Origin of the sequence: Komagataeibacter sp. FXV3 (assembly GCF_015155755.1) — a bacterium.
Lineage (GTDB): Bacteria > Pseudomonadota > Alphaproteobacteria > Acetobacterales > Acetobacteraceae > Komagataeibacter.
Genome location: NZ_VWPI01000102.1, coordinates 1 through 16,020 on the forward strand (window position 1 = coordinate 1; position 16,020 = coordinate 16,020).

Consider the following 16,020-nt stretch of genomic DNA (forward strand, 5'->3'; position numbering starts at 1 on the left):
TTCTTCTGCAAGCTCAAGGAGTTCAAGCGCATCGCCATGCGAAGCGACAAGACCGACAGATCATTCGCAGCGATGATTTATCTCACCGCCGCAATCATCAATTCGCGTTAATTCCCAACAGACCCTGAAAAAAGCTTCACCAAAAACTTCCCTGGTTACAGATTATCCAGCCCAAGGACTGCGATATCCGCGGGCGGTCCCGCCAGCATGCAGGCAACCCCGGTCGTGCGGTCCACCACCATGCGGATATCCACCGGGCCTTCTGCGCCAAACAGGTCGGATGTCACGACATAGGCCGGGCGCAGGGGTTCATCATCCGTGGCGTCATGGCGCGCCACCTCCGTCATGATACGGCCAAGCGCGCGTTCCAGCCCATCCATCACACGTGACGGGGCAAGGCGCGGATGCTGGGGCGTATCATCACCAGTGCAGTGCAGTTCCAGCAGTTTCGCCCATGCCGCAGTGGGAATGAACATGGGCATGCGCGACCCGTCATTATGCCGTTCGGCATGCATGATGCGCCGCGTATTGGCCAGTTCGATCACATCAATGCGCGGCAGGTCATCACCAATCCGGGCAGCCACGGTACGGGGGGTATCGGTCATGCGCGGGCGACCCCTTCAAAATGCGATGGCAGCTTGAGGATATCCTGCGATGACAGGGCGGAGGAAATATAGAAGCCCTGTATCCGCTCCGGCTTCATCTGCATGACCAGATCGAACTGTTCGCGGTTTTCGACACCTTCGACGGTAATTTCCATCCCGAAACCCTGCCCCATGTCGATCAGGCTGGACAGCACCATGCAGGCATCGGGATTGCCCACGATGTTGGCGACCATGCTCTGGTCGATCTTGACCTGTGAAAAGGGCAGTTCGCGCAGGTGGTTCAGCACGGTAATCCCCTTGCCGAAATTATCCAGTGCAATGCGGAAACCCGAACGCGCCAGTTCGCGCAGGTTGCGGATCCCCTGATCCGCCCGGCGGCCGTGCAGCATCGCCTCGGTCACTTCCAGCACGAAGCTGTCCGGGGACATGTTGAAACGCCTGAGCGATTCCTCCAGCTCACGCTGGTAGTCATCACGGATCAGGTCCATGCGTGACAGGTTGATGGCAAGCTGGCGCGCGGGCTGGCCCTTCTCGTTCCACATGCACACGTCATGGCGGAAGGCCTCGATCATGCGGGGGCCCATGGCCTGCGCCAGGCCGGCATCGGTGAACACGTCGGAAAAATCCTCCGCCGCCAGCAGGCCACGCTCGGGGTGCTGCCAGCGCAGCAGCGCCTCGATCTGGTCCACTTCAAGCGTGCGGCAGTTCAGGATCGGCTGGTAATAGACCTCGAACTGGTTGCGTTCGACACCGCATCGCGCCTCGCTCAGGATGGAAACACGGGCCTGCGCGCGCTCGCGCAGGCTGCGGGTGAACATCTGCGACTGCTTGCCACCCGCGCGCTTGGCGGCATACATCGCCATGTCGGCGTTTTTCTGCACGTCTTCCATCGTGTCGGTGCCATCGAGCAGCACCGCGCCAATGCTGCCCGCAACACTTACGGTCACCGTTTCAATGTCAATGGGACGTTCCAGCACACCCTGCAGGCGGTCCATGTACCGCTCCAGCGATACGTCCTCCAGCGTGCGATGCAGGATCACCGCGAACTCATCCCCGCCCAGACGGCTGACAGGATCATCGGGATGGGTCATTTCAATCAGGCGCGAGGCAATGGCGCGCAGCACGATGTCACCCGCATGGTGGCCATGCACGTCATTGATCTGCTTGAAGCCATCAAGGTCGAACATGGCCAGCGCGGGCTGGGGTATCCCACCGCCGCCGGCCTCACGGCAGCGCGCGATTTCATCGGCCAGCGCGGTATTGAACCCGCCCCGGTTGAGCAGCCCGGTCAGCGTATCCGTTTCCGCCAGTTCACACAGGCGGTCACGGGTGTTCATCAGTTCGGTAATCTCGAACCGGCTGGCGACATAGCCCTGTATCCGGCCCTGCCTGTCTTTTTTGGGGATGATGGTGGTCGCCACCCAGTACAGCGACCCGTCCTTGGCACGGTTGCAGATATTGCCCTGCCACAGTTCGCCCGCCTCGATGGTGCGGTACAGATCCCGGAAGAAATCAGCGTCATGATAACCGGAATTGACGATCCGGTGCGTGGAACCGATCAGTTCCTCCCGCGAGTACTGACTGATTTCACAAAAACGGTCATTCACATAGGTGATGACCCCCTGTGTGTCGGTAATGGCGACGATCAGGACACTATCAACCAGGTCGGCCCAGAAATCCGCATCCTGATGTGTCAGTGCCCGCAGCCGATCATCGTGTTGCAATGCCATATTCCCGCCTGGAACCTACAATAAAAAACAGAAAAGAATGCTTCATGAAATCAGCCCGGCAACAGGACCGAAGCGCTGCATGATATACCCATGCACCTACGCCAGACCAGAGACCACATCATATTACACCTTGGTCGGAATAAGGAACGACCCACGTTCCTGCCGTTCACGGAACCATTTTTCCAGATCCTCCGGCGGCAGGGGTTTCGCGAACAGGTAACCCTGCATTACGTCACAATGCAGTTCCTCCAGCAGGCGCCACTGCTGCTCGGTCTCGACCCCTTCGGTCACCACCGTCATGCCCAGACGCGAACCAATGCCGATCACGGCCATGGTCACGGCCTGCGCGTTGGTGTCATGCTCGAAATCATTGATGAAACTGCGATCGATCTTGATTTCCGTCAGCGGCAGGCGCGTCAGCCGCGACAGCGACGAATATCCCGTGCCGAAATCATCCATCGACAGCCCGACATCCAGCTTGCGGATGGCGTACAGCACATCTTCCGTGTCACTGCTATTGTCCATCATCACGCTTTCGGTGATTTCCACCGTCAGGCGGTCCGGTGTCAGGTCATGATGCTTCAGCAGGTTGCTGATATATTCCGGCAGCGCGCGGTTGCGGAAATGCACCGCCGACAGGTTGACCGCAACCGTGGGCACATGCACCCCGTCACGGTCCCATTTCACCATCTGCCTACAGGCTTCCTGTAGCGACCACCGGCCAATGGCCTCGATCTGCCCCGTATCCTCCGCCACCGCAATGAAGCGGGACGGATAGATGTTGCCCAGTGTGGGATGATGCCACCGCGACAGGGCCTCGACCCCGTACAGGCCCCCGGTCATGGTTTCCACCTGCGGCTGGTAATGCAGCCTCAGCATGCCCTTGGCCAGCGAGTCACGCAGGGCGGAGCCGAGCATCAGCCGTTCCTGCGCCACCTGGTTCTTTTCATGCCCGGCGAAGCGGTACAGGCCCCGCCCGTCCTCCTTCGCCTGTCGGGCCGCGGCATCGGCCAGACTGAGCAGGGATTCGCTGTCCGGCCCGTTTTCGGGGAAGGTGCTAATGCCCACGCAGCATGAAATGCTCAGCGTGTTCTCACCTACCTGCAGGGGCTTGGCGATCGAATTGATCAGGTTTTCGGCAAACTGCTCCGCGCGCCTGTGCGAACAGTCGGGCACGACAATGATGAATTCGTCCCCACCCGAACGACTGACGATATATTCGTCATTGACCAGCGCGCGGATGCGGCGACCGATCTCGATCAGGAAACGGTCGGCATTCACATGACCCAGCGCGTCGTTGATGTCGCGGAAACGGTCGATATCCACCATGAACAGCGAGAACTGGCTGTCCCCGCCCCGCATGATCAGGCGTTCGATGACATTATGCAGCGACGTACGGTTCAGCAGCCCGGTCAGGCTGTCGAAATTGGACAGCTGGGCGATATGCTGGCGCGTCTGGTTCTGTTCGATCGCCAGTGCGCACAGCGGCATGCAGGTCGCAACCACCCGTTCGGGCCATGCCAGCGAGGGATCGTCATCACGCAGGTACACGGCGAACACACCCATGACCTGTCCCGTGCGGGAAATGATGGCGGAAGAGCAGCACCGCTCCAGCCCCAGTGAACGGGCAAGGGAGGAATACCCATCCCACACCACGGCATTGCTGTTACCGGGTGCACTGCGCAGCGCGTCGATCTGTTCGGGTGTCAGCTGCATGCTGTCCAGCGCCGTGCGGTAGCGGTTGGGCATGCCGGGGGAAGACGTGACGCTGACCTTGTGCGCGCTGTCAAACATGATGAGTGCTGCCACCCCACCGGGCACGAAACCGTCCACGCGGCGGCACAGCCGGTCCCCCACTTCCTGCAGGGTCACATCGGACGCCAGCGACTGGAGCACTTCATTCTGCAGGATCAGGATCTTGCGCTGGCGGCTCTGTTCCGTCACGTCCTTCATGACGGCGATGTAGTAGATCCTGCCTGTCTCACCCACCTGCACGCGCGAAATCGACAGTTCACCGCAGACAGATTCGCCATTGGCGCGGCGGAATTCCACCTCACGCGATGTGCCGACAATGCGGCCTACGCCCGTCTCGCGGTTACGGTCGATATAGCTGTCATGCAGCGCACGGTCCGCCTGTGGCACAAGACAGCTGACATTCTGTCCCATGACCTGTGTTCGCGGCAGGCCCCATATCCGCTCGGCCGCGGCATTGAAGAAGATGATGCAGTTATGCTCATCAATCACGACCATGGGATCAATGGCCTGCTCCATTGCGGACAGCAGGACATCGGCGCTTATCTTCGGCTGATCCACCGTAAACTCCAGAACGTTGGCACGACCGTCGCGCCATGTGAGATCACTTTAATCCTGATCGTGGCCGGTACGCCTGCGGTACCATGCCGGACAGACCAGCCCTATCCAGCGGCAGACACCACCGGGACCGTCGATTGGGGGGCCACCCTACGGGTTAAGGGATGGGGGAAACATGACATGCCTCAATCTTGACACAAAGCCCTCAGTTCCGGCTCCGTTCAAGATCCTGTGGCAACAGGCCCGCCAGCGGGCGGCAGGCATACGCGGTTTCACTTTCCGGCTGTGGCTGGTTCTGGCGCAGTTCGGCCGCCCCCGCGGCCACCGCACGCCATGTTGCCTGCGCCAGCGCCTTGCGGCTGGGAAAATCATTGGGATCCAGCGGCGCGTGCAGCAGCACGGTCGCACGCATCGAACGCCACTTGACCAGCTGCCACACATGCGGGCCAAGCTCCATGTCACCATACCAGGCAAAGACCGGGCGACGCGCACGGTTGACCGGAACGCCTTCCAGCTGGTCATACACCACCGATACCGGCTGGATCAGCGGCGTCATGCCGGGACGCGCCGCGATGGCTTCCGCCTCGCTTTCCGGTTCCACCGGTCCCTTGCCCGGTGGCAGGCGCGGCGGCTTGGCAATGGCGAAAAAGGCCGACAGAAATGGCAGCACCCGCGACCCATCGGACGACGTGCCTTCGGGGAACAGGATCAGGTTGTCGCCTTCCACCATCAGGCGGTGCAGCATTTCGTCACGTTCGCGGCCGGTGGTGCTGCGCTGGCGGCTGACGAATATGGTCCGGCCGATGCGCGAGACGAGTCCCATGATGGGCCAGCCCTCGATATCGCCCTTGGCCACGAAATTGGATGGCAGCACCGTGCCCAGCACCGGCACATCCAGCCATGAGGAATGGTTGGACACGTAAATTACCGGGCGCTCGCCTTCCTGCCGTGCGCGCCTGCCGCCCACGCCGCCTGCCCTGCGTCCCACCACGCGGATGCGCAGCGACAGGAGCAGGCACAGCCCGCCCCAGACCATGCGCGTCCACCGGATCTTGGCCGTGCCGGGCACCAGCAGCAGCACCGCCTCGAACCCGACCGACAGCGGCACCCATACAGTGATGGCGGCCAGACGGCCCACCCCGCGCGCGGTCCGGGCATAGGCACGTATCCGCCCCGATGGCATGACCGTTGTGTTGGCGATATCCCGTTCCGCGACCGATCCGGGCTGCGGCGCGATCACCGGGCGGTTGGCGCGTGACGTGGAGCGGGACACAGGCTGTGGGGCGCAACGCCGGGCAAGACGGCGGATGAAATCGGCGATCATGCGCCTATCCATAGCCCCACCTGATGGCACGGGACAATATGGCGAAAGCGTGCAAGGCACGGGACGTGTCCTGCACGCAACGACGCGGCATGCATCAACCCTTTCATCATACGGTCATATTATGGGTGCATGGATATATATACGTGCCATGAAGCCCATCTGCCGTATCTGTAATCCTTCCTGACTGGACCCATCGTGCATACCCGTCCATGTTGGGGGCCTATCCTTCAGGAGTTGTCCCTTATGTCCGCATGCAGCCGTCGCGGCTTCCTGGCCGCCACGACCGCCTTCATCATCCTTGCAGCCCTCCAGCCCGGCCCGACGCGGGCGGCGGATGATGTGCTGAACGTGCTGACATGGTGTGATCACGAGGACCCTGAACTGCTCGGCCCCTTTGAACAGGCCAACAAGGTAAGGGTCCATTTCAAGGATATCGACAGCACCGCCAGCGCCCGGAACATCCTGCGCCAGTCGCAGGCAGGAGACTGGGACGTGGTGATACTGGAGGAAACCGCCGCCCCGCAACTGGCGGCCGCCGGCCTGCTGGCGCCGCTGGACCCGGCGGATTTCCCATCGGATGGCATTCCCGCCGCCATTGCCAGTCCAGCCGCCGGTTCATATCAGGGGCGGCTGTATTCCGTGCCGGAAAAATACGGTTTCCACGCGGTTGCCTTCAACCAGGCCCATGTCAGCGCACAGGACATGCAGGACATCAACGCAGTGTGGCAGCCGCGTTATCACGGGCATATCGCGATTTATGACAGCTACCTGCCCATCCTGTCCTATATCGCCCTGGCGCTGGGGCTTGATCCCGCGCAGCTGACGGATGCCGACCTGCCTGCATTGCAGGACAAGCTGGCGGCCTTGCGCGCCAATGCGACACTGGTGGGCGATAGCGCCAGCGTGCAGCAGGCGCTGGCCGATGGCGTGGTGGATATTGTCGTAGGCGGCGGCGCATGGACCACGGCGGGCGTGGGCGAAGGCGGCACGGTCAGTACGCCCACGGCGCAGCCCGATATTCCGAAACAGCGGCCGGACCTGACCTTCACCCTGCCCCGGCAGGGCGGTATCCGGTGGCAGCATGGCATCTCGATCATCGAAGCCTCGCAACGCAAGGCACTGGCGCTGGCGTTCGCGCAATACCTGCGCACGCCCGCGGCACAGGCGCGACTGGCCACGTCATCATGTTTCTGGGGCATGCCCGCCAATACCAACGCGCCGCTGGATGCCGATACGAAAGCCGCCCTGCACTGGGACCAGCAGCCTGCCTATATCGCGGCAAGCCATCCCTTCCCCGTGCTGGATGACGCCATGGACACCAAGCTGCATGCGATATGGGACAGAGTCATGAAGGAAGACATCCCCACCACGGCCCCGACACCGGACAGAATCGGCGGCAGTCATGATGGGGATGATACGCCGGATCAGCCGTAACGGGGTATACCGCGCCCCAGCAGCCGATCGGCCATCATGCCGAAGACCAGCCCGAGGCTGCCCCACAGCACGATCTGCATGCCAAGGGCGGCCTCGCGGAAGCGCCACAGCAGGGCGGCGGGGAAATTGTCCGGCACTTCACTGATATCGGGCAGCGCCCATTGCAGCAGCGCCACCAGCACCACGAACACCGCCCCGCCGCATAACGTCGCACCCCAGTTACCAAGGCGCGTGGCCAGCGCGCGCCCGGACAGGACCGCCAGCGTCAGCGCACACAGCGAAAAGACGACCATTTCAAAATAGGCTGTCGTGCGCAGGCCAATGGTTTCCGGCTGCCCCACCGCAGGGGGATTGGCCGGGTATTTCAGGTCCGGCACCAGCACCACGGCCAGGAATCCCGCCCCCGCCAGCAGCATGGACAGCATGCGCGGCGAAAAGCGGCCGATGCGCCCATACGCCAGCGAGAACACCAGCGCAAACAGCCCGCCATACGCCGCGCCATACATGACGGCAGCCGTCAGCAGCCCAAGGGATGCCTGCACGCCCCGGCTGACCAGTTCGGGTTCCGGTGGCTCACCCGATGCCGCATCCATGGCGGATTCGAAGGCAATGGCAAGATTGACCTGCGGTTCACCGAACACACGGGCAAACAGGAATGCAAGGGCGGCGGCGGCAATGCCCGCCAGCATACCACGCAGCAGGAGGCGTCCGGCCATCAGGGCATATCCCGATGCGGCGGGAGAGAAATAATGAAAGACATGGGGTCAGATCTCCTGTCGGGAAAGCGCGTCCCGTAACGGAATGAAGTTCTATCCGCCGGGAGGTCTGACTTCCGCAAAGGCTGCGGTGTACAGTGGCGCGACCGTGCCGGAATCCCACCGGCTTCTCCCCACGGATACGGAAAAGCCAGTCAATACCGTGCGGTGAACGCAAGTCAATGTTGCGACCCTGAGAGCTACTTCAGAAATCTATCTGAAATTATAAAAAGTTTCTGGTGAAGCTTTTTTCAAAAAGCTTCAAGGAACGCCGCCTTTTTTCAAAAAGGCGGCACCCAAAAACTTTTATCTTTATCAGGAGATTATTTTGAAATCGGCTTTTACTGGGGCTTTGCGGGCAGGGTGACCTTGCTGGCGTTGCCCTGCGCCGCGCGCCACTGCTTCAGTGCATCCAGCGTTCCGCTGACATGCCCCTTGGGCGACAGGGCGCTGTAGGCGTAGATCACCTTGCCATCGGGGGCGATGACATAGGACGTGCGGCTGGCGCGGTTCACCAGCGGCAGGTGGCTGTCATACATCTTTGCGATCTGGCCCTTCGGGTCGGTCGCGACGGGGAAGCGGCCATGGCCCTCGCTTACGGAAAAGCGGTCGAGGGTGTGCATGTCATCGGTGGACACGCCAATGACCGTAGCGCCAAGCGCCTTGTACTGGTCCATGGCGTTGGCGAAGTCATGCGCTTCCATGGTGCAGCCACGGGTAAAGGCGGCGGGGTAGAAATACAGCACCACCGGCCCCTGTCGCAGTGCATCGGCCAGGCGGAAATCGAACTCGCTGCCATTGGTGGTGGCCTGCGCGTCGAACATGGGGGCCTGGCTGCCAACCGGCAGGGCCGCACGCGCGGGGGAAAAGCAGACAAAGCCGGCAAACGCCATGACACCGACCAACGGCAGGCACAGTCCCGGCAGGGACCAGCGTGAACGCCTGTAAAAATACCTCATGTATCCTCATCACCCTGCGGGCAGGGTTTATGTCGTCATGTGGTTGGCGGCAGGATCTGGCACCCTGATCCGCCCAGTCGCTGACAGACCTGCTGGGCCGCTTCGTGCGACAGGCCGGTCAGCCTTGCACGATAGACATGACGGCGCCCCGATGCAACGGTCGCGACCTGCGTGCGTGCGCCGCTGAACGAAACCTTCGCCCGCGCCTGTCCTGCCGCATGCTCCGCCTGCCCGATCGATCCATAGGCACCGACCTGCACCGCCCAGTCATGGCTGTTCGCCATGCTGATGACGCCGGGGTGGGTTCCGGCAGCGGCCATCGGGGACAGGCCACTCTGTTCACGGGCACTCCATGCCGCGCGCACGGCAGCAGCTTCGGGCGACGGCGTATCGGCCGCGCCCCCCCGCGGGACGGATGCCAGAAGCTGGCGGCCCCGGCTCTGCCTGCCACGCGCGTTCTGCGCCGCCTGCGCGCGGGCCAGGGCGCGCGCTTCCACCAGCAGGTCGGCCTGCGAACGGTTCACGGGCGTACTGCCCGCGATCCGTGGTCCGATGGCGGCGACATAATCACGCGTTTCCTTGGGCAGGGTGTGATAGCGGTCGAGGAAGTCATCCAGCCGCCCCGGCCCGCTGTTATAGGCGGCAAGGAAACCAGGGGAGCCGTAAATGTCATACATTTCACGGATATAGGCCGTGCCTGCCTCGATATTGTCGTGCGGGTCATAGGCGTCGGGACCAAGATTGTACCGCGCCCGCATTATGTCATAGGTCGGCGGCATGAGCTGCATCAGCCCCATGGCGCCGGGCAGCGAGGTCACGAACTGGCCATTGTGGTAAAGCTGGCCACCCGACTCGCGCCGCATGACCTCGCGGATCCAGACACTGGGCACGTCAAAGCGCTGCGAGGCCTCGTTGATATAAGGCCCCCATGGGTCTTCCGGCGGTCCCGGCGGGGTATAGTTGCTCTGGGCACGGGCACGATAGGACTCGGCCTCGTGAAGGATCTGTTCCTCGCTCATTTCGGGCGAAGGATTGTGGGCGCAGGCGGCCAGCATGCCCGCAAATCCCAGCGCCAGCCATCGCAGGGACCGGCGCGTGGGGGAAGCCTGCGCGGCCAGGCCGCCATGTTCGTCAGATGCCGCTACTGCCTGCGCTGGTGCCATGCTGGTGGTGTGATCCCGGTCATGCCCATTTTCCCAAGGCAGACGCGCCAACATGGCCCGCCCGACGGGACGGGCGGGCGCACCATAACAGCGTGGCTCTGGCTTGTGCAATCCTGCCCCGCCGGCATGTCCGTGATGTAACCGGCAGGTCAGGTTGATGCGAATTCATAGAAAAGTTTTTGGTGAAGCTTTTTCCAAAAAGCTTCAAAGAACGCCGCCTTTTTGAAAAAAGGCAGCACCCGGAAACTTCCGTTCTTTCAAAACAGCCTTTTATTCCTCGACATAGGTGGCGGGATCGCCACCGGTGCGGTTGTGGGGGCTGTCGAGCGTCGCAAGGTCGCTCATGTCATCCGTCGTCAACTGGAAATCGAACGCATGCAGGTTGGCGCGCATGCGGTCGGGATGCGCACTCTTGGGAATGGGCACTGCGCCACAATCGATCACCCAGCGCAGCAGGACCTGCGCCGTGGACTTGCCATGCCGGTCCGCAATCCGTTTGACGACGGGGTTTTCCAGCAGCTTCCCGCGCCCCAGCGGACTCCATGCCTCGGTCAGGATACCCAGCTTCTTGTGCAGGGCGACCTGTTCCGACTGCGCGAAATCGGCATGCATCTCGATCTGGTTGACGGCGGGGGTGACGCCGGTTTCATCAATCAGGCGCTGCAGGTGTTCAGGCAGGAAGTTGGAGACGCCGATCGAACGGATGCGACCTTCCTTCTGCAGGCGGATCATCGCCTTCCAGCTTTCGACATACTGGTCCTTGGCGGGCAGCGGCCAGTGGATGAGGTACAGGTCAACATAACTCATCTTCAGGCGTTCAAGGCTTTCGTCAAACGCGCGCAGCGTGCTGTCATATCCCTGGTCGGCGCCGCGCAGTTTGGTGGTGACGAAAATGTCCTCGCGCCCGATGTCGAAGCTGACCAGTCCGGTCCCCACCCCGCTTTCGTTTCCGTAACGCGACGCGGTATCAAACAGCCGATAGCCCGCCGTCAGGGCCTCACGCACGGCCTTTTCGGCCTGCGGGTTGTCCAGCGGATAAGTGCCGAACCCCATGGCGGGGATCTTGTGGCCGTCATTCAGCTTGAGCAGGGGGATGGAGGTCGTCATGGTCGTTCCTTCGTCAGGCGCTCCCGGCGGCTATGGTGCCCCGGCGCACAGGCGGCAGGGTGGCGACCGGGCCGGGGGCTGGACGTGCGTCGCCGGTCCCTACCCTAACGACAGGTAACCACTTTTGGTTTATGCCCAGTTTTCAGGACTGGGCTGCATGTGGTTCATTATCACCATTGCTGGAGGCCCCATGACTGACACACCAACCGACATATCCGTCACCGATGCGATGGAACTGCACCGCACGCTGCTGACCATTGATACCCATGTGGACATCCCGTGGCCGGATCGCGGCGACTTCGCCACGGGCGCGCCGTCGCGGCGGGTGGACCTGCCGCGCATGCGCGCAGGCGGCCTGCGGGCGGCATGTCTTGTGGCCTATGTGGGACAGGGCGCGCGTGACGCGGCGGGGCATGAGGCGGCCTCCACCCGGGCGGAGGCCATGCTGCGCGTAATCGGGGAGACGGGCCAGATCCCCGGCGTACGGGTATGCGATACGGCGGCGGCGGTGCGCACGGCCTGTGATGCGGATGAAATCGCCATTATCCCCGCCGTGGAAAATGGTTATGCAATTGGCGAGGACCTATCGCTGATCGCGCGGTTCCGGGCCCTGGGCGCACGTTACATGACGCTGACGCATAACGGTCATAACCAGCTGGCCGACTCGGCGCGGCCCATGCACCATCTTGATGATCCCGAGACGCTGCATCATGGGCTGTCCGGCCTGGGCCGGGATGCCGTGGCCGAGATGAACCGCGTGGGCATGCTGGTTGATGTCTCGCACACGTCACGCGACACCATGATGCAGGCGGTCGAACTGTCCCGCGCGCCGGTCTTCGCCAGCCATTCCTGCGTGCGCGCCCTGTGCGATCACCCGCGCAACCTTGATGACGGGCAGCTTGACGCGCTGAAGACCTGTGGCGGGGTCATCCACATTACCGCCATGGACGCCTTCCTGCGCCCGCGTGACGTGCGCGACATCCGCCCGGTCACGGTGGCGGACTTCGTGGACCATATCGATTACGCCGTGCAGCGAATCGGGATCAAGCATGTTGGCATCTCGTCCGACTTCGATGGCGGCGGCGGCATACGGGGCTGGGCCGATGCATCGGAATCGCCCAATCTTACGGCGGAACTGCTGCGTCGTGGCTATGACCGCAGCCAGATCGCGGCCCTGTGGGGGGAAAATTTCCTGCGGATCCTGAAGCAGGCGGAAGAGGTCGCCAGCACGTTCGCGTGAACATGGAATCCCGCGCGCTCTGGATCACGCGCGCCCGACGGGGTATATCCTGTGCCGCATTGACGAATACAGGATAAGAAATGACCACCAGCACCGACTACAAGGTCAAGGACATCTCGCTTGCCGAGTGGGGCCGCAAGGAAATCTCGATCGCGGAAGGCGAAATGCCGGGGCTTATGGCCCTCCGTGAGGAATATGGCGAATCCAAGCCGCTGAAGGGCGCGCGCATCGCCGGCTGCCTGCACATGACGATCCAGACCGCCGTGCTGATCGAGACCCTCACGGCGCTCGGCGCCACGGTCCGCTGGTCTTCGTGCAACATCTTCTCGACCCAGGACCAGGCGGCCGCCGCCATCGCCGCAACCGGCGTGCCCGTGTTCGCGTGGAAGGGCCTGACCGAGGACGAGTTCTGGTGGTGCATCGAGCAGACCATCAAGGGTCCGGATGGCTGGACACCGAACATGATCCTCGACGACGGCGGCGACCTGACGACGCTGATGCACGAGAAGTATCCCGAGATGCTCAATGACGTGCGTGGCGTCTCCGAAGAGACCACGACCGGCGTGCATCGCCTGTGGGACATGGCCAAGAAGGGCCTGCTGAAGGTTCCGGCCATCAACGTCAACGACAGCGTCACGAAGTCGAAGTTCGACAACCTGTATGGCTGCCGTGAAAGCCTGGTGGATGCGATCCGCCGTGGCACGGATGTGATGATGGCGGGCAAGGTTGCCGTGGTTGCTGGTTATGGCGACGTGGGCAAGGGTTCAGCAGCATCCCTGCGCAACGCGGGCTGCCGCGTGCTGGTGACCGAAGTCGACCCTATCTGCGCCCTGCAGGCCGCGATGGAAGGCTATGAGGTCGTGACGATGGAAGAAGGTGCGCCCCGCGGCGATATCTTCGTCACCGCGACCGGTAACGAGGGCGTCATCACCATCGAGCACATGCGCGAGATGAAGAACCGCGCCATCGTGTGCAACATTGGGCACTTTGATTCCGAAATCCAGATCAACGCCCTGCGCAACTACAAATGGGACAACATCAAGCCGCAGGTGGACGAGGTCGTCTTCCCCGACGGCAAGCGCCTGATCGTCCTGTCCGAAGGCCGCCTGGTGAACCTGGGCAATGCGACGGGCCATCCGTCCTTCGTCATGTCCGCGTCCTTCACCAACCAGACGCTGGCGCAGATCGACCTGTGGCAGGCACCGGCGGGCAAGTACGAAAACAAGGTCTATACCCTGCCCAAGCACCTGGATGAGAAGGTGGCCTTCCTGCATCTGGCCAAGGTTGGCGCAAAGCTGTCGAAGCTGTCACAGACGCAGGCGGATTATATCGGCGTGCCGGTCAATGGCCCGTTCAAGAATGATCTGTATCGTTACTAAGCGCTGCAAACGTCCCTAACATATGCGTGAGGGGTCCGGCATCCGCCGGACCACATCATGTGATGGAGAAAGAGAACATGAGCATCTTCGGTTCAATCCTGTCCAAGATTTTCGGCAGCCACACCGCTGCAGCCGCCACCCCGGCCGCTGCAACCACTGCAGCACCTGCTGCTGCACCCGCAGCGACTGCGGCACCTGCCGCCCCGGCACAGCCGGTTGACGTGGACGCGGTGCTGAGCGCGCTGGCGGCTAAAAACCCGGAAAAGCTGAACTGGCAGACTTCCATCGTGGACCTGCTGAAGCTGCTGGGCCTGGACAGCTCGCTTACCGCGCGCAAGCAGCTGGCGACGGAACTGCATTACACCGGTGACATGAACGATTCCGCGTCCATGAACATCTGGCTGATCAAGCAGGTCATGCAGAAGCTGGCGGAAAATGGCGGCAAGGTCTCCCCTGACCTGATGAAATAATACGCCGCTGGCGTAACGGGCGGGCGCGTGGCCGACAGCCACCGGCCGCCCGTTTTGTATCAGCCACGGACATAGCCACCAGAACCGGCCAGACCGGCAGCATGACGGAGGGATACGCGATGGGAAACGTCCCCGATTTCCCCATGACGGACAACGCCACCGGGTTGTCTGTCGACATGTTATCCGCGTCCTCTGTCTCCAACGGACTGGTATGGGCCATTGCCTGCCAGCCGGGTCAGAAGCCTGAGCGCCTGACGGATGAACAGATTGCCCGCGCGCTTGAAGGCTACCCCCCCGATGAGCCGGCCACATGGGTCTGGCTACATTACGATATCGTCCATACCGCCAGCCGCGCCCATATCCAGGCCATTCCCTGCCTGCCTGAGGAAGTGCGCCTTGCGTTGGGCAGCACGGATCGCGGCACCAATGTCGAGGCGGAAGGCGATATCGTCTATGGCGCCCTGCCCGGCTTTGACGATGCCATGTCGGAAGATGACAAGAACTTGTCCGCATGGCGTTTCGCGGTCCTGCCCACCCTGCTGATCACCACGCGCCGCCAGCCAGTTCCGGCCCTAGGGGTCATTTACCGGGCCATGCAGCGGGCTTCGTACGACTCCCCTGCCGAGGTAGTGGATCATACCTTGCTGGAATTTGCCGATACCGTACGACGCAACATCGCCATGCTGGATGACCAGCTGGATCGTGCCGAGGATCTGCTGCTGACGCTGGACCAGCACACTGATTTCGGTCGCATAAGCGGGCTGATCGGGCGCGTGCGCCGCCGTTCGACCGAACTGCGCCGCGTGATTTCACCCGTGGACCGCATTTTCCATAACGAGGATCTGGAACTGCCCGAATGGGCGGAAGATGACATCCGCGACCGTTCACAGCGCCAGATCCATGCGGCCCTTGATGACCTTCTGGCGCTACAGGACCGTGCACGATCGCTGCAGGACGAACTGGCGTCCGGTCAGGCGGAAGAGACCAACCGCCGCCTGTATACCGTATCCATCGTGACCACGCTGATGCTGCCCGCGACCTTTGTCACCGGTTTTTTTGGCATGAATACGGGCGGCATGTTCCTTGCATCCGGCCCGCTGGGAACCGTGGAAGCCGGAGGTATCTGCTTCGTGTTCATGATGATCACATGGCTGCTGCTCAAAATCATGAAGCTGCTGTAAGCGACGGATGGGGGCTGAACACGGACCGTCGATCTTTCCATATCACTACGGCTGCCATTCCAGCGGATTACGTCCCGGTAGAGGAATACAGCAGACACGACAGTCCTTGTCCGCTGGTCCGTCCATACAGGAAATCAGGTACCTCGTCGTAAAAATCTCCTAACGCAGGTTACGCGTCGCTCATATTCTCAGATGGTCCGTCTTTCGACGAACACATTACGGCGTGTCGTCAGTTAATACCAACCGTTGATTGCTATAACCTATGAGCCCACTTGCGCAGTCCGATTGACATGATGCGCCATGGTTGATCGACGAGCTGGTTCCAGGCATGGCAGGCGATATCAACGATATCGTCATAGGTTC

The 16,020-nt window shown here is 62.0% G+C and carries 13 protein-coding genes, 1 pseudogene and 1 riboswitch; of the genes and pseudogenes, 6 read left to right on the forward strand and 8 right to left on the reverse strand.

Annotated features, from left to right (window positions below):
- Positions 1 to 111, forward strand: a pseudogene (locus tag F1542_RS09750) (IS5/IS1182 family transposase); the annotation flags it as partial.
- A gap of 44 nt (positions 112 to 155) precedes the next feature.
- Here the strand turns inward: F1542_RS09750 and F1542_RS09755 are convergent.
- The 4 genes from F1542_RS09755 to F1542_RS09770 form a co-directional block, all read right to left on the reverse strand.
- Entirely contained in the window at positions 156 to 605 is a 450-nt protein-coding gene (locus F1542_RS09755; protein WP_193732871.1) for a hypothetical protein, read from the reverse strand.
- Complete coding sequence (locus F1542_RS09760; protein ID WP_193732872.1) at positions 602 to 2,335, reverse strand: bifunctional diguanylate cyclase/phosphodiesterase; 1,734 nt, start codon at positions 2,333 to 2,335, stop codon at positions 602 to 604. The genes F1542_RS09755 and F1542_RS09760 overlap by 4 nt, the downstream gene beginning before the upstream one ends.
- A 123-nt stretch (positions 2,336 to 2,458) precedes the next feature.
- Positions 2,459 to 4,648 (reverse strand): EAL domain-containing protein, encoded by a 2,190-nt coding sequence (locus tag F1542_RS09765; RefSeq protein ID WP_193732873.1) that lies wholly within the window; start codon positions 4,646 to 4,648, stop codon positions 2,459 to 2,461.
- Between the two features lie 202 nt (positions 4,649 to 4,850).
- Positions 4,851 to 5,969, reverse strand: a complete 1,119-nt coding sequence (locus tag F1542_RS09770; RefSeq protein ID WP_227672632.1) for a 1-acyl-sn-glycerol-3-phosphate acyltransferase — start codon at positions 5,967 to 5,969, stop codon at positions 4,851 to 4,853.
- 243 nt (positions 5,970 to 6,212) lie between these two features.
- On the opposite strand from F1542_RS09770, the gene F1542_RS09775 reads away from it, so the two are divergent.
- On the forward strand, positions 6,213 to 7,403 hold the full coding sequence (locus tag F1542_RS09775) for a PotD/PotF family extracellular solute-binding protein (RefSeq protein ID WP_193732875.1): 1,191 nt from the start codon (positions 6,213 to 6,215) through the stop codon (positions 7,401 to 7,403).
- Here F1542_RS09775 and F1542_RS09780 read toward each other — a convergent pair.
- From F1542_RS09780 to F1542_RS09795, 4 genes are all read right to left on the reverse strand, one after another.
- Positions 7,394 to 8,119, reverse strand: a complete 726-nt coding sequence (locus F1542_RS09780) for a CbtA family protein (protein ID WP_193732876.1) — start codon at positions 8,117 to 8,119, stop codon at positions 7,394 to 7,396. The genes F1542_RS09775 and F1542_RS09780 overlap by 10 nt on opposite strands.
- 29 nt (positions 8,120 to 8,148) lie before the next feature.
- Positions 8,149 to 8,336: riboswitch (cobalamin riboswitch) on the reverse strand.
- Positions 8,337 to 8,499: 163 nt separating this feature from the next.
- Positions 8,500 to 9,117 carry a peroxiredoxin gene (locus F1542_RS09785; protein WP_010511216.1) on the reverse strand — a complete coding sequence of 206 codons (618 nt, stop codon included), beginning with the start codon at positions 9,115 to 9,117 and terminating at the stop codon, positions 8,500 to 8,502.
- Positions 9,118 to 9,152: 35 nt separating this feature from the next.
- Positions 9,153 to 10,391 carry a transglycosylase SLT domain-containing protein gene (locus tag F1542_RS09790; protein ID WP_193732877.1) on the reverse strand — a complete coding sequence of 413 codons (1,239 nt, stop codon included), beginning with the start codon at positions 10,389 to 10,391 and terminating at the stop codon, positions 9,153 to 9,155.
- A 159-nt stretch (positions 10,392 to 10,550) separates the two neighbouring features.
- Positions 10,551 to 11,387, reverse strand: a complete 837-nt coding sequence (locus F1542_RS09795) for an aldo/keto reductase (RefSeq protein ID WP_193732878.1) — start codon at positions 11,385 to 11,387, stop codon at positions 10,551 to 10,553.
- A 190-nt stretch (positions 11,388 to 11,577) separates the two neighbouring features.
- Between F1542_RS09795 and F1542_RS09800 the strand changes: the two genes are divergently transcribed.
- The 4 genes from F1542_RS09800 (at position 11,578) to F1542_RS09815 (ending at position 15,657) form a co-directional block, all read left to right on the forward strand.
- Entirely contained in the window at positions 11,578 to 12,627 is a 1,050-nt protein-coding gene (locus tag F1542_RS09800; protein WP_227672633.1) for a dipeptidase, read from the forward strand.
- 80 nt (positions 12,628 to 12,707) lie between these two features.
- Positions 12,708 to 14,006 carry an adenosylhomocysteinase gene (gene ahcY / locus F1542_RS09805; protein WP_193732880.1) on the forward strand — a complete coding sequence of 433 codons (1,299 nt, stop codon included), beginning with the start codon at positions 12,708 to 12,710 and terminating at the stop codon, positions 14,004 to 14,006.
- Between the two features lie 77 nt (positions 14,007 to 14,083).
- Positions 14,084 to 14,476: a DUF3597 domain-containing protein gene (locus tag F1542_RS09810; RefSeq protein ID WP_193732881.1), complete on the forward strand. Its 393-nt coding sequence runs from the start codon at positions 14,084 to 14,086 to the stop codon at positions 14,474 to 14,476.
- 119 nt (positions 14,477 to 14,595) lie between these two features.
- The gene (locus F1542_RS09815) at positions 14,596 to 15,657 is read left to right on the forward strand and encodes a transporter (protein ID WP_193732882.1); all 1,062 of its coding nucleotides are present in this window, start codon (positions 14,596 to 14,598) and stop codon (positions 15,655 to 15,657) included.
- Positions 15,658 to 16,020 lie beyond the last annotated feature (363 nt).

What these genes read in the sequence shown, in the direction of transcription:
- F1542_RS09775 (WP_193732875.1), top strand. Translation starts at nt 6,213, where the DNA reads ATGTCCGCATGCAGCCGTCGCGGCTTCCTGGCCGCCACGACCGCCTTC.
- F1542_RS09785 (WP_010511216.1), bottom strand. Translation starts at nt 9,117, where the DNA reads ATGAGGTATTTTTACAGGCGTTCACGCTGGTCCCTGCCGGGACTGTGC.
- F1542_RS09780 (WP_193732876.1), bottom strand. Translation starts at nt 8,119, where the DNA reads ATGGCCGGACGCCTCCTGCTGCGTGGTATGCTGGCGGGCATTGCCGCC.
- F1542_RS09800 (WP_227672633.1), top strand. Translation starts at nt 11,578, where the DNA reads ATGACTGACACACCAACCGACATATCCGTCACCGATGCGATGGAACTG.
- F1542_RS09760 (WP_193732872.1), bottom strand. Translation starts at nt 2,335, where the DNA reads ATGGCATTGCAACACGATGATCGGCTGCGGGCACTGACACATCAGGAT.
- F1542_RS09770 (WP_227672632.1), bottom strand. Translation starts at nt 5,969, where the DNA reads ATGATCGCCGATTTCATCCGCCGTCTTGCCCGGCGTTGCGCCCCACAG.
- ahcY (WP_193732880.1), top strand. Translation starts at nt 12,708, where the DNA reads ATGACCACCAGCACCGACTACAAGGTCAAGGACATCTCGCTTGCCGAG.
- F1542_RS09755 (WP_193732871.1), bottom strand. Translation starts at nt 605, where the DNA reads ATGACCGATACCCCCCGTACCGTGGCTGCCCGGATTGGTGATGACCTG.
- F1542_RS09815 (WP_193732882.1), top strand. Translation starts at nt 14,596, where the DNA reads ATGGGAAACGTCCCCGATTTCCCCATGACGGACAACGCCACCGGGTTG.
- F1542_RS09795 (WP_193732878.1), bottom strand. Translation starts at nt 11,387, where the DNA reads ATGACGACCTCCATCCCCCTGCTCAAGCTGAATGACGGCCACAAGATC.
- F1542_RS09810 (WP_193732881.1), top strand. Translation starts at nt 14,084, where the DNA reads ATGAGCATCTTCGGTTCAATCCTGTCCAAGATTTTCGGCAGCCACACC.